The sequence below is a fragment of the Paenibacillus sp. Marseille-Q4541 genome, assembly GCF_018310695.1.
In the GTDB taxonomy this organism is placed as follows: domain Bacteria; phylum Bacillota; class Bacilli; order Paenibacillales; family Paenibacillaceae; genus Paenibacillus.
Genome location: NZ_JAGXCY010000003.1, coordinates 256096 through 277945, shown reverse-complemented (window position 1 = coordinate 277945; position 21850 = coordinate 256096). Strand labels below are relative to the sequence as shown.

The 21850-nt window shown below is 40.0% G+C and carries 17 protein-coding genes; 3 read left to right on the top strand and 14 right to left on the bottom strand.

The window, feature by feature from the left end; translation table 11 throughout:
* Nucleotides 1–53: 53 nt before the first annotated feature.
* The 6 genes from KFT32_RS06130 to KFT32_RS06105 form a co-directional block, all read right to left on the bottom strand.
* Complete coding sequence (locus KFT32_RS06130; protein ID WP_211746240.1) at nucleotides 54–362, bottom strand: hypothetical protein; 309 nt, start codon at nucleotides 360–362, stop codon at nucleotides 54–56.
* A 300-nt stretch (nucleotides 363–662) separates the two neighbouring features.
* Nucleotides 663–995, bottom strand: coding sequence for a hypothetical protein (locus tag KFT32_RS06125; RefSeq protein ID WP_211746239.1), 333 nt, complete (start codon nucleotides 993–995; stop codon nucleotides 663–665).
* 239 nt (nucleotides 996–1234) lie between these two features.
* Nucleotides 1235–2452 (bottom strand): sialidase family protein, encoded by a 1218-nt coding sequence (locus tag KFT32_RS06120; RefSeq protein WP_211746238.1) that lies wholly within the window; start codon nucleotides 2450–2452, stop codon nucleotides 1235–1237.
* Between the two features lie 44 nt (nucleotides 2453–2496).
* A complete protein-coding gene (locus tag KFT32_RS06115; protein WP_211746237.1) occupies nucleotides 2497–2862 on the bottom strand; it encodes a hypothetical protein in 366 nt (121 codons plus the stop codon).
* Nucleotides 2863–3191: 329 nt separating this feature from the next.
* A complete protein-coding gene (locus KFT32_RS06110) occupies nucleotides 3192–6194 on the bottom strand; it encodes a sialidase domain-containing protein (protein WP_211746236.1) in 3003 nt (1000 codons plus the stop codon).
* 48 nt (nucleotides 6195–6242) lie between these two features.
* On the bottom strand, nucleotides 6243–7256 hold the full coding sequence (locus tag KFT32_RS06105; protein WP_211746235.1) for an S-layer homology domain-containing protein: 1014 nt from the start codon (nucleotides 7254–7256) through the stop codon (nucleotides 6243–6245).
* A gap of 657 nt (nucleotides 7257–7913) precedes the next feature.
* On the opposite strand from KFT32_RS06105, the gene KFT32_RS06100 reads away from it, so the two are divergent.
* Nucleotides 7914–8483 (top strand): hypothetical protein, encoded by a 570-nt coding sequence (locus tag KFT32_RS06100; RefSeq protein ID WP_211746234.1) that lies wholly within the window; start codon nucleotides 7914–7916, stop codon nucleotides 8481–8483.
* A 114-nt stretch (nucleotides 8484–8597) separates the two neighbouring features.
* Here KFT32_RS06100 and KFT32_RS06095 read toward each other — a convergent pair whose 3' ends face one another.
* The 3 genes from KFT32_RS06095 to KFT32_RS06085 form a co-directional block, all read right to left on the bottom strand.
* A complete protein-coding gene (locus KFT32_RS06095) occupies nucleotides 8598–12029 on the bottom strand; it encodes a glycoside hydrolase family 2 TIM barrel-domain containing protein (RefSeq protein WP_211746233.1) in 3432 nt (1143 codons plus the stop codon).
* Between the two features lie 172 nt (nucleotides 12030–12201).
* Complete coding sequence (locus KFT32_RS06090) at nucleotides 12202–13182, bottom strand: aldo/keto reductase (protein WP_211746232.1); 981 nt, start codon at nucleotides 13180–13182, stop codon at nucleotides 12202–12204.
* Nucleotides 13183–13219: 37 nt separating this feature from the next.
* On the bottom strand, nucleotides 13220–14413 hold the full coding sequence (locus KFT32_RS06085) for a sugar efflux transporter (RefSeq protein ID WP_211746231.1): 1194 nt from the start codon (nucleotides 14411–14413) through the stop codon (nucleotides 13220–13222).
* A 313-nt stretch (nucleotides 14414–14726) separates the two neighbouring features.
* Between KFT32_RS06085 and KFT32_RS06080 the strand changes: the two genes are divergently transcribed.
* Nucleotides 14727–15635: an AraC family transcriptional regulator gene (locus tag KFT32_RS06080; RefSeq protein WP_211746230.1), complete on the top strand. Its 909-nt coding sequence runs from the start codon at nucleotides 14727–14729 to the stop codon at nucleotides 15633–15635.
* A 188-nt stretch (nucleotides 15636–15823) separates the two neighbouring features.
* Here the strand turns inward: KFT32_RS06080 and KFT32_RS06075 are convergent, their stop codons facing one another.
* Together KFT32_RS06075 and KFT32_RS06070 are read right to left on the bottom strand one after the other, a co-directional pair.
* Nucleotides 15824–17305 carry a DHA2 family efflux MFS transporter permease subunit gene (locus KFT32_RS06075; protein ID WP_211746295.1) on the bottom strand — a complete coding sequence of 494 codons (1482 nt, stop codon included), beginning with the start codon at nucleotides 17303–17305 and terminating at the stop codon, nucleotides 15824–15826.
* 59 nt (nucleotides 17306–17364) lie between these two features.
* Nucleotides 17365–17952: a TetR/AcrR family transcriptional regulator gene (locus tag KFT32_RS06070; protein WP_211746229.1), complete on the bottom strand. Its 588-nt coding sequence runs from the start codon at nucleotides 17950–17952 to the stop codon at nucleotides 17365–17367.
* A gap of 268 nt (nucleotides 17953–18220) precedes the next feature.
* On the opposite strand from KFT32_RS06070, the gene KFT32_RS06065 reads away from it, so the two are divergent.
* The gene (locus tag KFT32_RS06065) at nucleotides 18221–18676 is read left to right on the top strand and encodes a hypothetical protein (protein WP_211746228.1); all 456 of its coding nucleotides are present in this window, start codon (nucleotides 18221–18223) and stop codon (nucleotides 18674–18676) included.
* A 129-nt stretch (nucleotides 18677–18805) separates the two neighbouring features.
* Here KFT32_RS06065 and KFT32_RS06060 read toward each other — a convergent pair whose 3' ends face one another.
* From KFT32_RS06060 to KFT32_RS06050, 3 genes are all read right to left on the bottom strand, one after another.
* Nucleotides 18806–19576: an AraC family transcriptional regulator gene (locus KFT32_RS06060; RefSeq protein WP_211746227.1), complete on the bottom strand. Its 771-nt coding sequence runs from the start codon at nucleotides 19574–19576 to the stop codon at nucleotides 18806–18808.
* 25 nt (nucleotides 19577–19601) lie between these two features.
* Nucleotides 19602–20177: a LysE family translocator gene (locus KFT32_RS06055; RefSeq protein WP_211746226.1), complete on the bottom strand. Its 576-nt coding sequence runs from the start codon at nucleotides 20175–20177 to the stop codon at nucleotides 19602–19604.
* A 290-nt stretch (nucleotides 20178–20467) separates the two neighbouring features.
* Nucleotides 20468–21586: a peptidylprolyl isomerase gene (locus tag KFT32_RS06050; RefSeq protein WP_211746225.1), complete on the bottom strand. Its 1119-nt coding sequence runs from the start codon at nucleotides 21584–21586 to the stop codon at nucleotides 20468–20470.
* Between the last annotated feature and the right edge of the window lie 264 nt (nucleotides 21587–21850).

Genomic DNA, 21850 nt, shown 5'->3' with positions numbered 1-21850 from the left:
CACTAAAACTATAGCGGCTCCCTCTACCCGCCTATGGATTGGCCCTCCAACCTTTAACCTTCAACAATATCTGCTCGTAAATCCGTTGCAATTTCAATCATTTTAGGAACTATATCATCGTTTGATATGGCTACATAGATATCTCCCATGTAAAGTCGGAAAGGAATTTCTACGTCTCCCTGCTTCCACATAAAAAAATCTCCATTGATGGTCATCGTACTCTCGGGTCCTTTAACGGTAAAAACCGATGAGTACGTAAAGTCAGGTTTGGATGCAAAGTATTGTTTGCACTCCTCCAAAGAGATCGTTTGCTCCGCATTGTTTTCTTGCATCGATCTTGTTATACGAAAACGCTTATTCATTGATATGCCTCCAAGCAACAGTGTTTTTTCTACAATATAATATTTTCTCATTCCCTGAGTCCACTGTCAAAACCATGCATACCCGTTCTTATCAAAAGTCCTTACGTTTTTCCACTTCCTATTCTCACAGCCAGCTCATCATTCCACAAAAGTAACGGACGAACTATAAGAAAAAAAGACTCCTAACATGGAGTCTTTTTTATATTTAGAGGAGTAAATCTTACATGACTAGAGTGTAGACCACTGTCGAGCCTTGAGAAGAATAGTAGGAAACTAATAATTATAAAGCAAGTTCTCCTCTCAGTAATAGTTCAGCCGAATTGGATTGATTAATTGATAGTCTATTAAAAAGTCTTCTACTTCTTCTAAGGATGCCAATTCATTTTGACAAACAAATGAACCAACGATTTGCAAATCAGAATCTATAAATGCAACCCCTGCTTGAACTTCGAATATATCATTTTCAATCAAATAGATATACGATGCTTGCGGTGTAAAATGAATCAACACACTATAGAAATTAGAATTTGCATTTTTTTCATCGTGTTGGATTTCATCTCGAGATTCTTTCCATAGCCTTTGTCTCTCGTATTCGTCCTCCGAATCCCTTTTCCCAAATAATCCTTCAAACATAAAAATCCCCCTGTTACCTTTGATTCTCAAGGTATTCGCGGTGTCATTACTACTATCCTGCCTTTAAGGGCGAATAAAGGCAGCCGATCATACTGACCAGTTGCCTTCGAGTATTTATTCAGCTATGGATTCCTGCTAGTGTATCGACCATCAGCAAATTCTACTAGCTCCACCGTGCTGACGTCTGTTTCGCTATCCACGTTCTGTGATTTCATCAAACCATGTGTATCTACCTGATGTTATTGGTTATCACCAAACCAAATGTTTTCTGTCCCAGTCCGAGTATCAGTCCAAACCGTTACAAGACGGCCTGTCTGAGGGACAAGTGCATTTCCGATGTAGTCTCCAATTAGAGGAAGACCAGTGACGTCAAACGAAGTCGTCGTAATACGAGTGTTTGTAAACGTCAATCCACCATCTCTTGATGTAGCTAGATAAACATCAATATCAGGTGGATTTAATAAGTTAGTGTAATAGGAGACAAATATTGCACCATCAGCTGGGGAAACAGTAATAGTAGGGAAAAAACTTTGAGATCCCACTGGACTATTTGTAATAGACACGGGTGTCCCCCAATCCACACCAAAATTTGTGGAAATTGCAAGAAATATATCGGAGTATCCTTCCCTAAAATCTTGCCATACCGCATAGACATTTCCTCGTGTAGCTGGTGAGTTTGATGTGTCCGCTGCTAAAGTTGGATATGTCAGGCACCTGAATTGATATCCTGGAAGTGGTGATGGTGGTACAACGACAGAGTCAACCATCGTTTCAGTAGTGAATGTTGCTCCGCCATCAAGTGATGTACGAATATTTAAAGAAGTGTTACCAGGAGGTTGGGTGATCCAACCTACAACAAGGATTCCGTTTAATGTGATTGCAATGCCAGGGAATTCTTCAAATTCGGTGACGGAAGAAAGGAGAGAAGGAGGATCGTATGTGGTTCCCCCATCGAGAGAACGATTAAAAAATATGGTATTTCCGGGTATAAATTCTGTGTTGTAATCGTGAGTATAGCCTGTATAAATATTTCCGAAGAACGGGCTGGACCCTGCTTTATCGGCGATAACAACAACCTGATCGTCATTCACAAACTGTCCAAATCCTTGGTTCACAATGACTGGCGGTCCGAACGAAGAAGCGTTGTCGTTAGAGGTATAAGATACGATTGAACCGCTGAGACCGTCCGAATCAAAAGCGTGGGCCGCTACAACGAAAGAATTTGGAAAAAAATAATCAATATGCGGGGCCTCTATACCCGCAAACCCGGTTGGTAACGGAAGTAATGTCGTGCTCCATGTTGCTCCAGCATCGATTGACTTATATAACCCAATATTCGGTGGTCCTGAACTTAAATCTACTGCCACCGCTATCATAACGGAGGGATTAAGCCAGTTAACCGCAATGGTTGGTTCAAATTGACCACTGGTACTGGGTGAGATTTGTATGTTTACCATAGCTACCTCCTTGTTAACATACTTGTAAAGGTGTTTCACTCAACCTATGGATTAAGTTGAGCAATTTGAGTAAGTTCTTCTTGTAACACTTTTTGATGCGGAATAACGTTTCCAGATGAATCTGTCCCAAATACATTGATGACCGTATCGGTTGGAACCGTACCTGTTACAAGAAACTGAACCTCGTAAGATGTATTTCCTAAGATGTTGAAATTAAGAATTTGACTCGTATTTGCATTGATATTAAGTGAACTGGAATATATCAATGCTTTACTTACCAAGCTGTTCCATACATAGATATGATAAACAACATTAGATGAAAAACTAAGATTGTCATTGCTAATGTTAATCACAATGTTTGATGCAGAAGAAGTCCCCGTATTCGTAATAATGCCTGTTGTAGATGCCATGAAATCACTACCTTCCAATTCATTTCTATCATCATATGAACTCGATTTCTATATCGTGTGGACAATGTTATGATGCCTTTTGTCTATTTTTATTTAATAGGATTAACTGACCGTATTCTTTGCCCAAAAACTTTATTGACTAGTATTCTAGACTTACAACTTTTGATTTGTTTTTAAGAGGACCGCCTCTCTCCTAAAAAAAAAGAAACCTGTCATAAGACAAGCTCCATAAATACATATATTTCCTATTATGTTAAGACAGAATGCTAGTTAAATCTATATCAAAAATAGCGAGGAGGATTGAACTCCTACCTCCTCGCCAAAACGCGTTACTCTACTAATTTCGTAGCAATCGCTGCAAGATCTGAGATGTCAATTTTTCCATCATTGTTCAGATCCGCGACTTTCGCTATATTCCAATCCGGACTTGTTGTATCTTTGCCATAGTGAGCCGCTGCGATAGAAAGGTCACCAATGCTGAATTTGCCATCACCATTCAAATCTTCAGAGATGTTTGTATTTCCAGGTGAAACTTCAACCGTCCCAGCGGAACCTGTTGCATTTGTTTCGACTCCATTCGCATCACCCATTGTCACATTCGATATCCGAATTTCACCAGACTTCGGTTCAGGCAATTCCTTCGCTTTGAAGGTAAGCTCTAATAGTGGAACGTTACCCGACACTGCATGATCTGCTCCCTTACTAGCGAGCAGGAAACGGCTCTGTCCTGGAACTGTAGTGACCGTATCTAATAACTGCACACCATCAACCAAGGAGGTTCCAGATACGAATTCCATAACGTCTGTATTGAATTGAACCTTAATATCATGTGCATATACAAGTTCCTTGATCTGATTTAATTTGAGTTCAACTTTAAACTCTTTACCAGGGTTCACGCGTTTGGGTACCGTTAGCGTTGCGAATGTTCCTTGTTCTTCTGTGGATTTGGACTGTATCACCGTATTAAGCTGATTGTCACCGCCCACCGAATCCAACGCTATTCCATAAGTGTTTCTAATGTCCAGGTTCGTACTGAATCCTGCAACTAGTGGGTATTCACCGGAAGCAAGCTCCGGAAACTCAGTTTCAAACACATATTCTGTGCCAGCATCATTGGAACCTAGTAGCGTAAATTCAACATCTTTATCACCAATCTTACCTTTTAACGTCCGGTCACCATTCAGCATGACATATTGATTAAAGACGGCTTTAACCCTAACTTTATCATTGGCTGCATAACCATCTGGTTGATTAGATTCTAGGGTGATCGAAGTTAACTCAGGACTTGCTATTTCACCTTGCCGATCCCATTTGAGATATTCCGTATTAAATTTAATGAAACTCATTTCCTCGCTGCCTGTTCCTTCATAAAACAAACCAATATTACCGTCAGCCAAATTAGCTAAGCTTGAATAAGCATAGTAGCCTTCTTTTACTAATTGCGAATATTTCCAATCAAACTTATACTTCGTCTTACCATTTTCATAAGTTCCGTCTTCCTTAATCAAACCTACCTTTACTGTGCCGTTTATTCTGCTAGATGAATTAGCTGGGCTTGCAAAAATAACCGCTTCTTCCCCATCGATTTGGCCATCATAACGAATTGCCGTTAATTGGCAATAAGCCGCAATCAAATCACGCTCCGTCACGACTTCGGAATCCCAAGTCTCGCCACCATCAAAGCTTGTTGCGATTTGCGCATATCCTGAATAATTCCGCATGAACATTTTTAATTGTCCATCTGGCATCTCCAGCACTTGTGCTTCCGTAAGTTCATTCGCAGAACCGTCGAACGTTCTCTCATCAAGAGTAACTCCATTAACAATTCGCCCATGGTTCGGGGACTCTCCACGATGCCACGTTGCTCCTTGATCATCACTATAAATAACTGCACTAGCTTGTCTATTTTTCTCATTCGTAAAATACACTGGGAAAACCAATCTGCCCGCATGAGGACCTTCTGTTAATTGAATGCCGGTACCTGGACCTGCCCCCAAGAATACCATCCAATCTTCTTTCAAGTCAGCGTTTAAATTTACTGGTCCTTCCCAAGTCTTACCATCATTATCACTGTGCCACAGCTCAAGATAAGAAGTAACGAGCGGCTTCAGCGGTGAATTGCTAAGGAAAATATTAGAGATTTTTGTATCGTTGTTATACAGATTTCTTAAAGAGTCTACTTTATAGATTGTTTTTTCGTTCGAACTGTTAAACACCTCTCCGTTCTCACGCACCGTGTATTCCTGATTGCTCGAATCTTTCAGAAGTAAATATTTTTTGCCATCGACGGTCTTGTATCCCGTACCTCTTGATGAAGTAGGGAATCCGCCACCTTCTGGAAATCCGAGAACTAAAGAGAAGATCCGTTTCGTTTCCTTGTCCTGTAGTAAGGATTGGTCTATGTTTGAAGCGTTACCAGGATAATTATTGATAACAATTCCATTCTCCCAAGTCTCACCTTGATCCAAACTTCGTCTTACCATCATGTCAATATTAGCGGGTGAATCCCCCCCATGATTGATCCGTTTGTCGATCCCCGCAATTAACGTCCCGTCCATCGTATGCAAAAGTGAAGGAATTCGGAAAGCTTTCGAACCATCAAGTCCCGGATAAAATACGTTATACGGATCTGTAATAAATGCTTCATCAGGCAATGGATTCTCAACCGGAGCCTTACTTGTGACGCCTGTAACATCAATTAAATCCTGATCCGCTAGCGGTTCACTATATACTTCTGCAAAGTCTATTTCACCGTTGAACGCATATTTGTTAGAACCGGATGCTCTATCTGTTCTACCTAACTCTGCGCGATTTGGTGCATAAATATTATTGAGAAACTTTTTGGCTGTAGTAGTGTCTTGCTTGACGAGCTTACCATCAAGGAAAAACTTGTATCCTTGCTCTTTGTCAACAACCATGGCAACAGTGTGCACTTCATTTTCTTTCACCACCACATCCGCTTTGACATGCGTACTAACCGATGTCTTTCCTGGCTCTTCATATCGATTCTCACTTCCGATAGCAGAAGGTGTGACATAGAGATGAAAATGACCATTTGGTAACGTGTTATTACTCAGTGAGAATAAGGACATAATCGTAGATCCGGTATAGCGAAAGCGTACAACGATCGTCCCTTCATCCAACGTTTTAAGCGTATCTATTTTGTCATCCAGATTTGTAAAATTCGAATTGTGAATTTGTTGATTTTCAACTCGAAAAACGAGTCTTGGATCCACCTGTTCCTTTGGTTCTGATGAAGCGGCCCCTGCGGTGAATGGAAGCATAACTGTTACCATCATAACTGAGAGTAGACTAAGAGCGAATTTCTTCAAATGATATTCCTCCTTAAAAATAATGAATAAGTTGTCTACCTACTTTGATTATTTAGAGTTTAACAACCGCTTAATTACAGAGGCCGACTCTGCTCTTGTAGCAGATGCTTTGGGCGCAAATGAAGTTTGGGATCTTCCTTTCATCAGTTTCGAATCGATAACAAATCCTACTGATTCTTTTGCCCAAGGGCTGATTTTACTATTGTCCTTAAAGATGTTCGTAGAGACTGAATTCAAACTATCAATTTTCACCCCGGAAGCATATGCTTTCGCACGCATCAGCATCATCGTCATCTCTTCACGGGTAATACTCTTATCCGGTGCAAACGTCGTCTCGGACAAGCCGCTAACTATGCCAGCCGCATAGGCTTTCTTGACCGTATCTTCATACCAAACTCCTGATTTCACATCTGTATAAGGGTTTGTTCCTGAGCCTTCAGAGAGGTTTAATGCTCTAACTAAAAGAGTAGCGAATTGTGCACGGGTAATATTCTGATTCGGAGCAAAGGTATCGGCATTCATACCTTCAATGATCCCTTTCGTTACCATCTCCATAATATCTGCCTTCGCCCAATGACCTGTAATATCACTGAAAATCTTGGTGAATTCAAAAGATTGATTCAGGGTAAATTGTTGATCTTTCAGATCACGATCCAGAATTTTGAGTGACGTCCATTTTACGCTGGACGTACCGGCTTTTTTAGCTTTGAAGGTGATCGTTGCTATATCCATATCACCTTTCTCGCCATTCACATTGCCGATCTTCGTATGGGCTATCGTAATTTCATTATTTTTCACGATTGGAGATACAGAGAATCCTTTGATCTTCGTCTCTGCTTTTACAATCTCAAGAACATTCGGGTCAAAATTAAGCTTGGCTTCATAAGCATATAAATCCTGAATCGCTTTTCCTTTTAAAGTAACAGTAAATGTAGCCTCTACAGATTCACTAGAAGAAGGATTCATCTCAAAATCAGACACTTTTTCTGCATGAACTGTACTCAACAACAAGGATGAACATAGCGTAGCCATTAATGCAACGGTTAGTAGTTTACTTTTCATAAGAACATCCTTTCCCCCATTCCTTTGTGGAACAATACATTCTTTCTGATGTTTCTCTGGAATTTGATCGATCGGATATCAAGTGAGGCTACTTCGAAAGTCATCGTACACGGTAGGTCGTAATAGATAAAAGATAAAACTTGGAGGTTCAGATGGTGAGAACAATAGGTTTATATAACTTACGCAGATGAATGAAAATGAGGATCGTACGTTTGATGTAGAACAGCGAATAACAGGCTCCAGCAGATCTTTCCCTTGTTGTGTCACTACACTCTGAAGAATTCTAGAATAGTCGAAACTCATTTGAACATGAATAATACTCTTCTCTAGAACGGATTGTGATAACAACTTCAATATGTAATAACCGGCCTCCCTTCTATCGTTTATTTATGAAAATAATTCCCGCTAATTCAGCTATCTTCCTGCAAGACGACAAAAGTACCCATAATTTTACAAAAATTATCCCGAAATAGAATTGTTAACGCTATATCAATCTCTACATTCTCACAAATTTTTTAAGAATGATATTTGAACATGGCTACATTTCCCCTTGATTTTACTTGGCAAGAATAGAACCTGTAACATTCGGTCAATTAGAAACGTTTAAATATGAAAGTGTTTATGAATTTGAGTGAATTTGAGCAAGGGAGGATTATCTTGAAGAGAAAAATAAATTTGTTATTACTGATTAGTATTATTGTAAGTATCATGACCATCTTCATTCCATCAAAAGTATATGCTTGTTCTTGTGTTCAACCTTTATCTGTTAAAGAAGAACTAGGCCGTTCGGATGCGGTTTTTACTGGTCGTGTCCTTGAAATAAAGGAAGAAACAGGCTTGCAGGGATTCGTGACAAAATCGGTATTATTCGAAATTACTCAAATATGGAAAGGCGAATCGAAATCACAAATGATTATTCATACAGGAGCTGGTGGCGGTGATTGTGGATATCATTTTGAAGAAAGTAAGGATTACTTAGTATATGCGAGTCTATCTACGATGTATGGAAATAAAGAGCAACTCGTAACGATAATCTGTGATCGAACGAAAGGTTTAGCAGATGCACAAGAAGATTTAACTAAATTAGGAGAAGGTAAAGTGCCTACAGAACAAGTCAATCTTGAAAATGAACTCAACCGAATACAACCATATCCATGGGTTACGATGCTCGGTATTGTAGTAATAGGTGTGATGATTTTCTTTATTTGGCGAAAAGTGAAAAAGTAACTGGTGGCAGAAGCAACAAACGAGAAGCAAAAATCAAACTGCTTAAAACACACGTTTTTAAACGAAGAAAAGGCAGCGATCAGCTGCCTTTTCTTCGTTTAAGTCTATAACCAATTACCTCACAAACCGGAACCAAGCAAAATCAAAATTTGAGCCTGGTAGGAAAATAAAGGTCACTTTTTGATTGCCTGTTATTCGTTCCAAATCAAACGTTTGCTCTTCATATCCACCTGACTGGGTAAATTCAACGAGCTGATTGCTCTCGCCATCAGGGCCTGCAAATCGAATATGAATCGTATTCTTATCAATTAAGGATCTGCCATTTACGACGAGTTTCGAAGTACCCTCATTCGTAAAATCCATTTGATCAAACTCCAAGGAAACATTATTACCTATACCTTCAACCCGATCTTCTAATAGCGTAAACGTATCACCGTAGATATGATCGCATTCGGCAGCAATATTCTGCTCAAAACCTCTATTCTTCTTCTCGAAAGAAAATCCCTTGATATGAACTTTCTGATGAAGGACAAAACTAATAGAAGTGATACCACGCAGTCTCTTGGACAAACGATAGGTTTCTTCTTGATAAACATTCCACTTGGATTCTTTTTGATAGATTACATCTGCCAGTAATGTACTTCCTTCTTCATCCGGCATCCCTTCCCAAATTTGCAGGAAATATGCTTCGCTCGACAAAGCAAAAATAGGAATGGTGATCGTATCTGATCCATACGAACCAAAATCAATATCACGGAACCCAACCACAGTTTCCCCATCTCTGCTTGTAGCTACGCCTCTTTCATTTCCGTTTCCAACCTCGCCTTTCGTGTAGTCATAGAGTCCCCCAGATATAAAGGAGTACGGGTCTTTGTATGCAGTGCCTAGATCAACCGCTTTAAATTCCAGCTGAGAAATAAGTTTTGTTTTATCTGTTCCATTCTTGCTTGTTGCACGAAGTCTGAACTCTCCATCACCTAGAGCAGTGATCTTCGCTTCATGACCCTTTGCCTCTACTGTAGCAATATTCGACTCGATCCCCGTATCGTTTACTACAGCCCATTCAATTTCCTCATAGGATGTATTCTCTGGATACAATCTTGCTTTTACAACCATCTCTTGTATCGACGGATCAAATACTTGTCCAGTTTCGCTGATAAGTTCAATTTTGCGAAGAGGAATTTCAGTCTGTATCCCCGTAACGCACAGCAATTCCTCATTTTTCGTATATGCTGAAACTCCCTCTACTGTCCCACTCTGTATAGAAAAAGACTCAACTTCCACAACACGACTTTCTAAGCCTTCGGAAGTAACTTCAATCTGAATCTTTCCAGGCTCCAATGTTGCCCCGATGATCGCCATTAACTTCCCACTGAATAATCTTCTGCTGAGGCCTTTGTACGGATCATAGTCTGTGCTGTCCCCATTATCCAGACCAAGAAGACGTCCTGCTCCTGTAACATGTACATGCACGCGGTTGTTTGCATTTTCTACGATATTCTCATTTTCATCTTCCACGTTAATTTCAACAAAAATAAGGTCCTTTCCATCTGCGTACAGTACTTCTTTATCCACTTTCAGACGAATTTTTTTCGCATCCTGATAAGACCTTCTTACATCCGTAGCAATGACTTTGCCTGTTTCATCATAAGCCACTGCTGTGAGTTCGCCTTCTTCATATGGAACCTTCCACCAGCCGACTAGCTGTGTTCCGTGTTCATGATCAACATCATGGGTTCCTATGGTCACACCATTTAGCTGCAACTCAATTTTGGGTGCATTCGAACACACCCTTACATCAATCATTTGACCCTGATTAAAATCCCAATAGGGGAACAAATGAACCATCGGATTTTTCTTGTAATCAGTCCAGGCTGCCTGATAAATATAGAACGAATCCTTTTTAAACGTAGCCGTATCTAATTGTCCAAAATAAGAGTTCTTCGTATGATAGGGCGTCGGTTCTCCGATATAATCAAACCCGGTCCATAAAAATTGACCTAAGGAATAAGGGGTATCTCTTTCCGCCAAAATACAAGCTTCCGCTGACTTTGCCCCCCAGCTCGTTGTACTGTTTCCAAGCGCAGAACACTGCTCGTCATCATCGGCAAGGATTGATTTCTCAAACGGGAAATGATAAATGCCTCGGCTTTGGACCACAGAAGCTGTCTCACTACCATAAATAATCCAATCCGGATGCTCTTCATGATGTTTGTCATAATATTTTTCCGCATAGTTATAACCAGCGAGCTTCACGATATCGGCGCATTTTTGTGCATTTTCCCAAGGCATGTAATTCGATCCAACGGTAACGCTCGCATTTTGTTTCGGATCAAATTCCAACACATAATCCATCAGCATCCGTGTTACTTGGTGCCCTCTCTCATCTACATGCGTATCATAGATTTCATTTCCGATACTCCACATGATGAGGCTCGGATGATTCCGATCACGTGTAACCCAGCTCTTCACATCGGTATGTGCCCATTCTGGGAAAAATCTCGCATAATCATAAGGAGTTTTGGATCTTTCCCACATATCAAAAGCTTCGGAGACGACGAGCATTCCCATTTCATCCGCAAGATCCATAAACTCTTTTGCCGGCATATTGTGGGCTGTTCGTATCGCGTTAACTCCCATCTCTTGTAACAGACAGAACCGTCTTCTTAATGCGGTTATATTAAATGCCGCGCCCAATGCACCAAGATCATGATGTTCACATACCCCATTAAGCTTCATCTTCTTACCATTCAAATGAAATCCCTCTGCAGGGTCAAGTTTGATCTCTCTAAATCCAATATTTTGGGAGATGTTTTCTATCACTTCAAAGCTTTGATCCCGTGTAGCCAGCTGTAACTCGGTAACGAGTTGATAAAGATTAGGCTCATCCGTATTCCATAACAAAGGACTCTCTACAAACAGATGTTGACGGTTAATAACAGTAGTGTCGTCACCCTTTGCAATCTTCTGTGCAGTAGTAGCTATCAATTGTCCTTGATACAAGAGCTTATGCGTGAGTATTGCTTCCTGTGCAATAGTGACTTCAGTATCCACCTCGACCTTCCATCCGTTATTCTCTTGGTTCATTGATATGTAAATGCCGTCAGTGACAATATGATTTTTATCTCTTGTTTTGAGCCATACGTTGCGGTAAATTCCAGCTCCTGAATACCATCTACTGTTTGGGCTTTGGTGTACCACTTTTACTATGATTTCATTTTCCCCTGGGAGAAGAGCATTTGTAATTTCATGTTCAAAAGAGGAGTATCCGTACTTCCATTCTCCAACAATTTGCCCATTCACATAAACGGAAGAATCCATGTACACGCCATCGAAACTTAAAAGAAGCTGCTGATTCTCTTCCTCCTGATACATCAATTTCTTGCGATACCAACCGATACTATTCTCGTATAGATCCAGCGTGTTATAGATTAGCCAATCATGGGGAAGATCCACAGGTTCAAAAGATAATCCAGCACGATCTGTAACATCCAAGCTGCTTTTTGCAAATTCCCATCCATCGTTATAAAGCGTTTTCTGATTCATGGTTGGTTCTCGCTTTCTATAAGTTTTTGGTTGCGGTTTCATATATTTCTAATTGTATCAGAAATTTTGCTTTGCTTACCATGAATCTTGCTATCTGTTTACGCATCTCATGAAAAAAGTGACCTCTCCTTATTTCGGAAAGGTCACTCATTAGAGACTCCTTATGAAAGAACTATTGAAAGCCAATGATGGGGTGCGGCACATACGGTTCTTCCATAAATGCAATTTCTTCAGGTGTTAATGTAATGGAAAGAGCCGCTACTGCATCTTCCAGATGAGATGTTTTCGTAGCACCGATAATTGGAGCGGCTACAGGTTCTTTCTGCAACACCCAAGCAAGTGCAACCTGTGCCCTTGGAACGCCACGCTTATTTGCAATTTCAGCAACTCGTTCTACGACTATACGATCTGCATTTGCAGTCGGATCGTATTGGGATTTCTGTACTTGATCAGTCTCAGAACGATGTGTTGTCTCCTCCCAATCACGCGCCAATCTTCCTTTACCCAGTGGGCTATACGGTATCACACCGATTTTTTCTTCCTTACATAGCGGTATCATCTCCCGTTCCTCCTCACGGTACATGAGATTAAGATGATTCTGCATCGTTACAAACCGAGTCCACCCGTTTTTCTCCGCTACATGAAGAGCCTTCAGAAACTGCCATGCATACATGGCAGACGCGCCAATATACCGTACTTTCCCCGCTTTCACAACATCATGGAGTGCTTCCATCGTTTCTTCGATTGGTGTGTGATAATCCCAACGATGGATTTGATACAGATCCACATAATCGGTTCCCAAACGTTTAAGGCTATTATCAATTTCACTCATAATTGCCTTTCGGGAAAGCCCAGCACCATTTGGACCTTTATGCATACGTCCATGAACTTTTGTCGCCAGTACAATTTCGTCCCGATTCGCATAGTCCTTTAATGCACGCCCCACAATTTCCTCGCTTGTACCGTCTGCGTACACATTGGCTGTATCGAAGAAATTGATGCCTGAATCTAGAGCTTTTTTAATGATAGGTCGACTACGCTCCTCATCTAATACCCAAGGATGATGCCACCGCTCAGATATGCCGAAGCTCATACATCCAATACAAATTCGGGATACATCTAAACCTGTGTTTCCAAGTTTCACATACTCCATTTTATTAATCCTCACTTTTCAATGGATTTTGAATCCTTTAAATAGCTACATTTACATCCTTACGGGGTCTTATCATCCATAAGATAAAGAAAGAGACAACTACAATTGCCAGACACATCCAATAAACGTCACGGAACCCGGCATACTGAGCAATAGCTCCTCCTCCTAAATTACCCACTAACCTTCCGATGATGGATCCGTTGTAATAGATCGTAGTGGACATTCCAGGTGAATTTGGAAACATCTCCGTGAAATAGCTTAGTCCATTGCCCATCACAATAGCCACAAATGCTGCCTGTAATAACTGTGCCGCAATCAGCTGCCAGGAGTCTGTTGAAACAGATAATATAACGTTGTACATTATTGCAATAAAGCAAGCAATAATCATCAAAGAATGATTCGATATCTTTCGACCCATGGCGCCTAGCGCAAACATAATGGGAATCTCCAAACCAGCACTAATACTAACAACCAATCCGACATCCGTATGTGTACCATGAAGCTCATTTATAATAAATAATGGCGTGACCATCCCATTTATGGCATTGACCGCAAATAGAAGGATAAGGGCAATCAATGGATACCAGACTTTTTTCCGTTTGAGTGAAGCTTCTCCTTTATCGGATCTCTTCTTTTGAACTACTTTTCTTCTAGGCAGTAAAAGTAGTACAAGCGATGCGATGGTAAGGAAAATTAAAGAAGTCCCTAGAAAAAGTCCCTTATATCCAACAGCTCCTAAAATGATTGTTCCGATTAAAGGCCCTGTCAGGAATCCAAGAGAAACGAGTGAACGTAAAGTTGACATCGCAAACGTCTTATCATCAGAGTTGCTCTCATTTGCGGATTCCTGAGCGTAGGCATAAATTTGTGGCATAGCAGAAGCCCCTAAACCACTAAAAAAACTCACAATAATAAGTAATATTATGAAGTTATCAAACACTAAATATGAGGTATAGCCCAACGCAGATGAAACCGTGGCTAACATAATAATGATTTTCCGGTCCAGCTTGCCATCCGAATATTTACCAATGACCGAGTTCGCCACCACGCCACTTAATGAACTCACAGCCGTAAAAACACCGAAGGCTCCTGCACTCATTCCTAAATACTCTGTACAATAAAGAGCTAAGTACGGTAGGGTGATTGAAATCCCGGTGCCCACCAACAATACACAAATGACAAATAAACTATATCCTTTGATTGCAAACAAATTTTTAAGTCGTGTGTACAATTTTAGCCTCCTTAAAATATGATTACAGCTCTTGGCTGGTAGGACGAATGATCATTTCATGACCGCCACATCAGATGATTGTTCCATTTCAATATTTGTTTCGTAACATTTTCTTGGATATTTGACATGGTGAGTACTCATTTTCAATCATTCGTTTATCATCTTTCGGCTTATTCTTATTGCTATTATGCAACAATTAAAAAAGAGAACGTTATCCCGTTTGTCTCGAATCACTGCCTAATCCTCTCACTACCATTTATGTAACATGTATGTTTCGTTATAATGAAAACAAAAAGATGAAAGGACGGATCTTATGCCTGAACGTATACATAATCAGCAGGTTGAACTTACCGAACTAATTGAGCGGCATTCTGGACAGGACGGAGTATACGAGACGGCTATTCCTTCTTTATTTTTTATTCGCTTGTCTCGTGTAGCCGATCCAGTTCACCGGGTTTATAAGCCTTCCTTATGTTTCATCGCACAAGGTTTGAAGCATGTGTTACTCTCTCAAGAATTATTTGAATATGGTCCTTCCCACTATCTCATTTCTTCCACGAACTTGCCGGTAAAAGGTCACGTCATAAAAGCTTCTTCCGATGTGCCCTACTTAAGTTTGAGACTTGAATTTACACCGAAGCAAATCATAGAAGTTTTAAAGGACGCGCAAATTGAAATCACTTTACAAGAAAATACACAGCGAGCGATGTTTGTTGGTGAAATGGAGTCTTCAATTATGGATTCTTTAGTTAGACTAGCTAGGTTACTGGATAATCCTAAAGACATTCCGTTCTTGGCTCCGATCTACAAAAGAGAAATTTTATATCACCTTTTGCAAGGGAATCATGGAGTTGCGCTTGCGCAGATGGCCATGGAAGGAAGTAGCGCTTATCGAATCAGCGAGGCAATCGAACATATTGTCCATAACATTGCTAAACCTTTGCGAATTGAAGAGCTTGCAGAACTAGCCAATATGGGGATTTCTACATTTCACAGACACTTCAAGGAGATTACTGCAATGAGCCCTATCCAATATCAAAAACAATTGCGATTACAAGAAGCACGGCGCCTTTTAATATCGGAGCCAACGGATGCAACAGAGGTGGCGTTCCGGATCGGTTATGAAAGTGCATCACAATTTAGCCGTGAATATTCTCGTATGTTCGGTTTTCCACCCAGGGCAGATATAAAGCAATTGAAGGAGAAATATGAAAGTATCTAAACGTTAAACGGCTTCCCTTATAAACCAAAAAAAGAGCCGCTGTCTCATTATGGGGCTCTTTTTCAAGAAGGGATAACGTCGAGGAGAGAGCTCATTTAGTAGTTCCTTGGTCCTTTTACATAAAAGAAAAACGGTACATCCTCCTGCAAAAGCAGAAAGTGCACCGTTTTGTAATTGCTTTATTCTTATTAATGCATAGGACCTTGTTGACCTTCTTGTCCATCAACTCTAACCCGTTTAACAAAGAAGGAAATAACTAGACCGATAAGAGCAAGGACAAATGCGAAGATAAACGCATTTTGTACGCCTGACGTAAAACCTGCCAGTTGATTTTCCGGACTTTCCGGATTTGTTACCCCACTTAAAAAGCTGGTCTGTCCTGCACTGAGTATACTCACCGCAACCGCTGTACCAATCGCTCCTGATACCTGCTGAAGTGTATTCATAATTGCAGTTCCGTGTGGATAATACTCCGGAGGTAACTGATTTAGACCATTGGTCTGTGCAGGCATCATAATCATCGAGATACCGATCATCATGAATACATGCAATGTAATAATCATACTAAGTGAAGTTGTCGGTTTAATGCCTGTGTACATGAACAGAACTACAGCCACGATGCTCAGACCGATAATGACTAGCCACCTTGGACCGAATTTATCAAACAGACGACCCATGACCGGAGACAAAAATCCGTTTAGCAAACTGCCTGGCAATAACACCAGACCGGCCGTTAAGGCTGTAACAGCCAGACCCTGCTGCAGATACATTGGCAAAATAAGCATGGAAGACAGCATCATCATCATACAGATGAAGATCAAGATCAAACCAAGCGTGAACATCGGGTACTTGAATGCACGTAGATCCATCATCGGCTGCTTCATTCTTAGTTGACGGATGCTGAATAACAGCAAGGATACAGCTCCAACAACCAATGTGATAACAACAACAGGACTACTCCAGCCACCGCCGGTTTCCCCATGTCCTCCTGCACTGCTGAATCCGTATACGATACCACCAAAACCAAGGGTAGAAAGTACGATGGATAGAACATCAATTTTGGGCTTGGTCAATTTCGAAATATTAGGCAAGAACAACAAACCACAAACCAGTGAAATGATAAAGAACGGCAATGAAATCCAGAAGATCCAGTGCCAGCTCAGGTTAGCCAGAATCAATCCTGAAATACTCGGACCGCTTGCCGGCGCAAACATAATAACTAGACCAATGAGTCCCATGGCTGAACCACGCTTTTCAATCGGGAAAATTACCAAAATCGTATTAAACATTAGTGGTAGCAACAGTGCTGTACCGACTGCCTGCAATACACGTGCCACCAGAAGAATTTCAAAGCTCGGAGCTAGCGCAGCAACGAGAGTTCCTGCAATCGAAAAAATCAACGAAGTCGTAAATAACTGTCTCGTCGTAAACCATTGTAATAACAACCCGGAAACCGGAACTAAAATACCTAGAACGAGCAAATACCCTGTCGTCAGCCATTGAATCGTAGTTGGCCCAACTTCTAGCAATCCCATCAGTGGCGTCAATGCCACATTGAGTGCTGTTTCACCAAACAGACCAATAAATCCACTTAGTAGCATAGCGAATAATATCGGCAACACCTTATATTGTTTTGTTTCTTGTTGATTCTTTACAGAATCAGCCTTCATGGCAACCTCCACGTTCCATCCTCCTCAAACTCTCTACCTATTTCTCTCTTTTAACAGACTTACCGCGTCTGTTTTGCATTTTTTGCCACAACGGACAAATAATCAGCAGCCGTCAGCAAAGGCTGTTTGTCCTGATTGGTCAGACTGATAATCAGTGCTCCTTCCATCAAGGAAATGACCAGAAGTGCCGTCTCTCGTGCTTTCTCTTCACCAATGCCATCCATAAGCAAATGTTTCGTAATGATTTGCTGCCAGTCTGCGAACACACCTTGACAGGCAATTCGTAGTTGATGACTGATACAGGATGTTTCCACGGCTGCCCAGAAACTAAATGGCAGAAAACCAGTAAAGCCAGCGGCCTCTGTTTCATCAGCCATATCATGAATAAATCGTTGAATTGCGTCCCCCGTGTTATCATGAGCTGCAAAATTCTCTTCGAATTTCTGCAGAATTTGTTCATTGGCTTTTTGAATGCACTCGTGTGCTAGCTCTTCCTTGCCATGTGGAAAATAATGATATAACGATCCTTTCGGCGTCTTACTCTCCTTAATAATCTGGCTCAGACCGGTCGCATGATATCCTTGTGAAAAAAACAGTCTGGCTGCTGTGCTGACGATTAACTCTCTAACATTAGACTTTTCACTCATTCGAGTCACATCCCTATGCATTATAACAATCGGTCTATATAATTGAAACCGTTCAGATAAGTACTGTCAAGCATTTTATTTGGACCATTTATTATGAAAGCGATATCAAGTGTTATCAACCAAACCTTTTGATACTTTAAAAAATATTTTTATTGGTGTGGATACCATAGACATTTCTATTACTCTTAAATATTTGCTATATATTGTCTAATCACTTTCCACTCTTCTCTCATACTATGAATGATATTAATAGAGAGGGGTGAAAAAGTTGAGTATACAGTTTTTAGATATGAGAATCTCTTCGGATAGTGTACAAGATATACCAGAGGTAGGGCTTTCCTCCTCTTCTCTTTTTCCATACACTTTTGGGGACATTGGTTTACAGACAGCTAACGTTTCTCCAGACAATGTTAACTTGGTACGTGTAACATTAAATGCATATGCACGGTTGCAAATGGCCCCTTCCTCTAACCCTACCATTACTCCTAATGCTACGTTTACAATCCGGCGTAACGGAACTGAGATTTTCACGACAGTATATCAAAAGCCGGTGAATCAAATCGATGTAACTTACGAAATGGCTGCGATCACAGCTGTTGATTTTCCTCCGGTGGAAGAGGTCCTTGCAGGACAAATTCAATATACGATCAGCGTATTTACTAATTATGGTATCAGTTTAGGAGCTAGAAGCTTTAGTGGAATAGCTGTTGCAGGAAACACTTAAACATTAATTCTTTCTTCGATTGTAGTTATCATCTAGCCTGATTAGAAAATCATTCAAAAAGCACAAGGACAGTCTGTCCTTGTGCTTTTTGTCGTGTCCTTAAATCCCCCTTTTCTAAAAGGGCCGAATTTAAATGTGGCTATATTCAAATGCTGTTGTTCCATAAACGCTTTTAAAATGTTTATTTAAATGAGTCAAATCAACAAAACCACATTCAGTTACTGCGGTGTAAATATCTCCATTTTTCTCTATTAACTGCTTGGCGTGTTCTATCTTGCAGTTAAGATAGTATTGGTAGGGTGTGATTCCAGTTTGTGCCTTGAATAGTCTGATAAACTGAAATTTAGATAAATTAAGCTCTCTACTTATATCGTCAAGTTTAAGTACATTTCCTAAGTTGGTATGTAGCATATCCTTTGCTTTTCTAATTATCGCGTTATCTTTCTTATAGTCTGTAGACAGATTAGTTTGAATCAGGATATCTGTAAGTGATAAGAGTAATTCACTACCCAAAGCCTCATCTTGTCCGCTTAATATTGCATTAGATAGATTTAATATTCTTTGTTTAAGTATACAGTCATACACAACCGGGGTTGAAAAACGAACGATATCCTTCTTCTCAATTACCTCTAAAAGCAATTGGGGATCAATATATAGCATAATATAATCGAGACCTGTCTCATCATGCGCTTTCCCGTCATGGGCCTGTTCTGGATTAAAAAGCATAACCCCATTTTGATAAGATAATTGCAAACTGCCATCCAAGTTATAATGTTGAATACCACGCAATGTCACACCTATTGCATATTCTTGGTGAGAGTGCTTTTTATACGTAAAGTCAGTAATACTGGCTGATAATGCAGTAATACCTGCCGATTTTTTATAGATAAATTTGTCCATTCGATCCACCTCTTAATTATCTTACCTACATCCATATCATTACAGCAGCATAAGCTAAAAATAATGCCATCAGGATATTAACCGTCTTTTTATGTTTTTGTAAAAACTCCTTGAAAATTGTGCCGAATAGAACCCATGTAGAAAACGCTAAAAATCCAACAAGTGTTATCACCATAACACATATTATCACCACTGACATTGTGAAAGAGTGTGGCATAATAAAGCTAGGAATTACAGTCATTGTAAACATGATTACCTTAGGATTAATAAACTGCATAATAAAGCCTGAAGTAAAGGTAGCAGTTTGGTTTATCGTTGGTTTTGATGTATCCATTTTGTAAATTTGATAAGCAAGATAAAGCATATAAAGACTTCCGATGATCTGCATAACAATTAATATTTTTGGAATTATCGTGATAAGCATAGAATTCAGCGTAGCAGAAATAACAAGTAATAAACCAAAGGCTATGGTCGCCCCATATGTATATTCCATCGCTTTCTTAGCACCCCAATTTTGTACTGTAGATAAAATGACGATATTCGTAGGTCCTGGAGTGAAAGTTACAATAAAACAGTATAATAAAAAAGATGTAATATTCATGAGAAAACTCCCTTTCAAGGTATTCTCATAGAAATATACATCTTAAAATTAGAGGGTATATAGTATATTATTGCAGACCTGATCTTCCGGATCATTATTAATTATTTAACTACTTAATTTACTGCTCATTATTCAATCCACTGTTTTGGTCCCGCAGTATGAACTTTTAATAAAAAATCCCCTCATCCAAAGAGATGAGGAGATCACGGTACCATCTATGGTTAGAGTCTTCCAGTTAAATATTGAAAGAAGAGCTCTCACTTAATTCATAAACGGTTAAATTAGCCGTTTTATTCGTTTGTTGTCTTTTCTGCAGAATTCGAAGCATCCGTGTTTTCCTCTGCAGGCTCAAGCGTGTTTGTTATTTTTGCTTTTGATTGCAATTCTGTCATCCATGTTGTAGAGAGTTCGCTGATTTGTTGATCCACCAATATTTTACGAATTTCTTCTTTTTTGTCTTCCAGCGTTGGATTTGTGGCTTCTTTATGATCTGTTTTCAAAATGATATGGTAGCCATGTTCCGACTTGATCGGTTGGCTAATCTCATTGTTCTGCAACGAGAATGCCGCCTTCTCAAATTCTTCTACCATATCCCCTTTTCCGAAGAACCCAAGATCTCCACCATTTGTTGCTGAAGCTGTATCCGTGGATTTTTCTTTAGCCAAGGTTGCAAAGTCTGCGCCTCCATCGAGCTCTTTCTTTATCGCATCGGCTTCTTCCTTCGTTGCTACAAGAATATGGGATGCTTTTACCTGCTCCGGAGTTGCAAATGTATCTTTGTTCTCTTCATAGTACTTGCTAATATCTTCGTCTTTTACCGTCGTTTTCGGCTCTAGAATTTTACGAATCTTCACTTGCATTTCCGTGTTTTTCTTAAGGTCATCAATTGTCATGCCTGATTGGGCAAGAGCTGCATTAAGTGCTTCTTCACCGCCAAATTGCGTCTTCAGCGATTCAATCTCATTATTAACATCTTCTTCGGTAATAGAGACCTTAGCCTCCGTAGCCGCTTGGTCAATCAATTCTGTCGTAATCATGTTATTAAGTGTGCTTGTTCCCCCAAGTTGGACCAATTCGTTATATAAGTCTTCCTTCGTTATATCAGTACCGTTGACCGTTGCCACGGCTTCTTTAGCTCCGCCGGATGGCGGATTTATCAGTACAATGACAAGAATTACAGCAAGAACTCCGGATACAACCATCCAGACCACGCTGCTCTTCACTTTAGCTGAACCCTTTGTATTATTCTCAGTTGACCCCTCTGAATGATCCTCTTGCAGTGTTGATTCCTCTGATTGATCTCCTTGCACTGATGGCTGCGGAGATGTTTCCAATTGGGTTTCTTGCTCCTCAGCTAAAGAATCTTTCTTTTCTTCTTCATTGTCCTGTCGTGATGATTTGTTATCCATTTAATAGGCTCCCTTCGAGTCTTTTATTTCTGGCTCTTTTAATAAATATAAAGGATTTCTAAAATAAAACATTAAAATTACATAAAATATTGTTATTTTTCTTTCATATTTTCATATGATCGAGCTTAAACTAGCGATTATTCCTATCTTCTATTGACTTAACAAATGGATATTCTTAGTAAAGTATACAAGAAAAAAGAACCTCAGTTTATTCTCTAGGTTCTTTGTCGGATGAAAACAAGCGATATTTAACTATTAAAATTA